This window comes from Rhodococcus sp. EPR-134, assembly GCF_001647205.1.
Lineage (GTDB): Bacteria > Actinomycetota > Actinomycetes > Mycobacteriales > Mycobacteriaceae > Rhodococcus_F > Rhodococcus_F qingshengii.
Genome location: NZ_LVCT01000201.1, coordinates 1 through 2,794, shown reverse-complemented (window position 1 = coordinate 2,794; position 2,794 = coordinate 1). Strand labels below are relative to the sequence as shown.

The 2,794-nt window shown below is 63.7% G+C and carries 4 protein-coding genes; 2 read left to right on the top strand and 2 right to left on the bottom strand.

The window, feature by feature from the left end:
- Together A2J01_RS09210 and A2J01_RS09205 are read left to right on the top strand one after the other, a co-directional pair.
- Window positions 1-1,060: DEAD/DEAH box helicase (locus A2J01_RS09210; RefSeq protein ID WP_197494188.1), on the top strand; the 1,060-nt coding region annotated here is incomplete at its 5' end.
- On the top strand, window positions 1,060-1,635 hold the full coding sequence (locus tag A2J01_RS09205; protein WP_058226429.1) for an SWIM zinc finger family protein: 576 nt from the start codon (window positions 1,060-1,062) through the stop codon (window positions 1,633-1,635). The genes A2J01_RS09210 and A2J01_RS09205, both read left to right, overlap by 1 nt.
- Before the next feature lie 5 nt (window positions 1,636-1,640).
- Here A2J01_RS09205 and A2J01_RS09200 read toward each other — a convergent pair whose 3' ends face one another.
- Window positions 1,641-1,925, bottom strand: coding sequence for a DUF3017 domain-containing protein (locus A2J01_RS09200; RefSeq protein ID WP_003940740.1), 285 nt, complete (start codon window positions 1,923-1,925; stop codon window positions 1,641-1,643).
- 5 nt (window positions 1,926-1,930) lie between these two features.
- Window positions 1,931-2,788, bottom strand: coding sequence for a bifunctional methylenetetrahydrofolate dehydrogenase/methenyltetrahydrofolate cyclohydrolase (locus A2J01_RS09195; RefSeq protein WP_064112569.1), 858 nt, complete (start codon window positions 2,786-2,788; stop codon window positions 1,931-1,933).
- Window positions 2,789-2,794: the final 6 nt, after the last annotated feature.

The following is a 2,794-nucleotide window of genomic DNA, read 5'->3' as shown; positions in this document are numbered from 1 at the left end:
GAGTTCAGTGGTCTTCGACGAGGCGCAACAGATCAAGAACCCCGCTTCCCTCGCCGCGAAAGCAGCAATGCAGTTGTCGGCGGACGTCAAGGTAGCGATGACCGGCACGCCGGTGGAGAACCGCCTCGAAGAATTGTGGTCACTCTTTCGCGTCGCCAACCCCGACGTCCTCGGAACTCGCGCACGGTTTCGTCAACGCTTTGCCGTCCCGATCGAATCCGGTCGATCGGCCACCGCGGCGACCAGACTTGCCGCGGTGATCGATCCTTTCATTCTGCGCAGAACCAAAGACATAGTGGCCAAGGATCTTCCGCCCAAACAGTTCTCCACGGTCTCGTGCACTCTGACGTCGGAACAGGCGCGCATCTACCGGTCGGCAGTTGCCGATGCGTTCGACTCCGGATTGGGCACGGGAATCGCCCGGCGTGGCAACATCCTTGCGCTTCTGACCACTCTCAAGCAGGTATGCAATCACCCGGCGCAGGTCACCGGCGATACGGACGACCTCTACGGAAGATCCGGAAAGCTCGACCGCGCAACGGAAATGATCGCCGAGATCGTCGACGACGGCGATCGCGCGCTGATATTCACGCAGTACCGGACGATGGGCGAGATGCTCTCGCGACACCTGGGAGCCGAACTGGGTATCGGTGCCGTGCCTTTCCTCCACGGCGGCCTGAACACCGACAAACGAGACGCGATGGTCGACGCGTTCCAGAACGAGACGGATTCACCACCGGTTCTGATTCTGAGCTTGCGCGCCGCCGGCTTCGGCCTCAACCTCACGCGCGCAAGTCATGTCGTGCACTACGACCGGTGGTGGAACCCAGCCGTCGAGGATCAAGCAACCGACCGGGCACACCGCATCGGCCAGAAACGCACCGTCAACGTCCACACCTTGGTGACGGGCGGTACCGTGGAGGATCACATAGCAGCGATGCACGAGTCCAAACGAGTTGTGGCCGATGCTGTCTCCGGGAACGTCGAGGCCGCGCTGGCCGATCTCCCCGACACCGAACTGCGTGAACTTCTCGAACTCGACGGCGCGGTGATCATCTGATGGCCAACGAATTCGGCGTCACCGCTTGGGGTCGAGCGTGGCTGCGCACGGTGGAGCGGACCGCGGCGTCCGGTCCGAACCCGTCCCTGCCGACGGCTCGCACCCTGGCACGCAACGGTTCCGTGGAGTTCACCGTCGTCTCGTCGGGGACCGTCGTCGCCGAAGTGAGCACCAAGGCAAAAACTTCGTCAGTGACGATTGGTGTCCCGCTCTGGACCAAATCCGAGATCGCTGCAGTGAAGAGCCTTCTCCGTTCGGCTGGAAAGGCGAACAGATCCGTCTCCACCGGCGAACTGCCGGACAGCATCGTCACCGAACTGCAGGCTCGAAATATCGCAGTAGCCGTTGATCTTTCGGAGTGCACTGCCAGCTGCGACTGCTCAGGTAGACGCTCGCCGTGCGTTCACCATCTCGCCGCGATCTACGCCCTCGCCGGGCGAATCGACGAGGAACCTGCACTTGCGGTGACGTTACGGAGTGCACCGGTCAAGGCTGGAAAGAAGTCGACATCCGCACATTCACCGGAGTGGATCCCTTTGAGTGATATCGACATTCGCTCGTTCTACGGGGACTGATCTTCTCAGTCGGTACCGAGCGGATCGATGGTCAGGGCGAGCGTCGCGATCAGCACACCCATAACGCCCATCGCCGCAGTGTCGAAGACCCTTCCACGCACCGCGAGCAACCCCACACGGTTCTCGGGAACGAACCACCGAGCGGCAGCTCCGATGATGACGGCAACACCGAAGACGAGGGCGCCGCGGCGCCACCGGTCGGCCAGCACGAGAACAACCGCTGCCGCGATCACGGCAAGGACCGCGAGCATGGGCAGATTCTTCTTCGCGAGGCCGACCAGTGAGGACATCGGACTCAGGCCTCGGCCAGAACCCGCTCGGCGCGTTCGACCACGTTGGTGATCAGGAACGCGCGGGTCAGCGGTCCGACACCACCGGGGTTGGGTGAGACGAAGCCGGCGACCTCGCTGACGTCGGCTGCGACGTCGCCGCGCAGGCCGTCGTCGGTGCGACTGACGCCGACGTCGAGGACCGCCGCTCCGGGCTTGACCATGTCTGCGGTGATGAGGCCGGGAACGCCGGCGGCAGCGACGATGATGTCGGCGCGGCGAACCTCGGCCGCGAGATCGCGGGTACCGGTGTGGCAGAGCGTGACCGTCGCGTTCTCGCTACGACGCGTCAGCAGCAATCCGATCGGGCGACCGACTGTGACGCCTCGTCCGACTACCACCACGTGTGCGCCCGCAATAGGGACCTCGTAGCGGCGCAGGAGATGCAGGATTCCACGCGGGGTGCACGGCAGCGGGGCTTCCTTGCCCAACACCAGTCGACCGAGGTTGACCGGGTGCAAGCCGTCGGCGTCCTTGTCGGGGTCGATGCGCTCGAGGGCTGCGTTCTCGTCAAGGTGCTTGGGAAGCGGCAACTGCACGATGTAGCCGGTGCACTCGGGATTGGCATTGAGCTCGTCGATCGTCGCGTTGAGCTGCTCCTGCGTGATGTCGGCAGGCAGGTCGCGTCGCAAAGAATTGATACCGACCTTGGCGCAGTCGTTGTGCTTGCCGCGCACGTAAGCCGCGGATCCGGGGTCGTCGCCCACCAGGATGGTGCCCAAGCCGGGTGTGATGCCCTCTGCCTTCAGAGCGCTCACCCGCACCTTCAGGTCTTCGAAGATTTCGTCGCGGGTAGCTTTGCCGTCGAGGATCGTTGCAGTCACGGCGAC

Coding starts and splice junctions, on each gene's coding strand:
- A2J01_RS09200 (WP_003940740.1), bottom strand. CDS start 1,925: ATGTCCTCACTGGTCGGCCTCGCGAAGAAGAATCTGCCCATGCTCGCG.
- A2J01_RS09205 (WP_058226429.1), top strand. CDS start 1,060: ATGGCCAACGAATTCGGCGTCACCGCTTGGGGTCGAGCGTGGCTGCGC.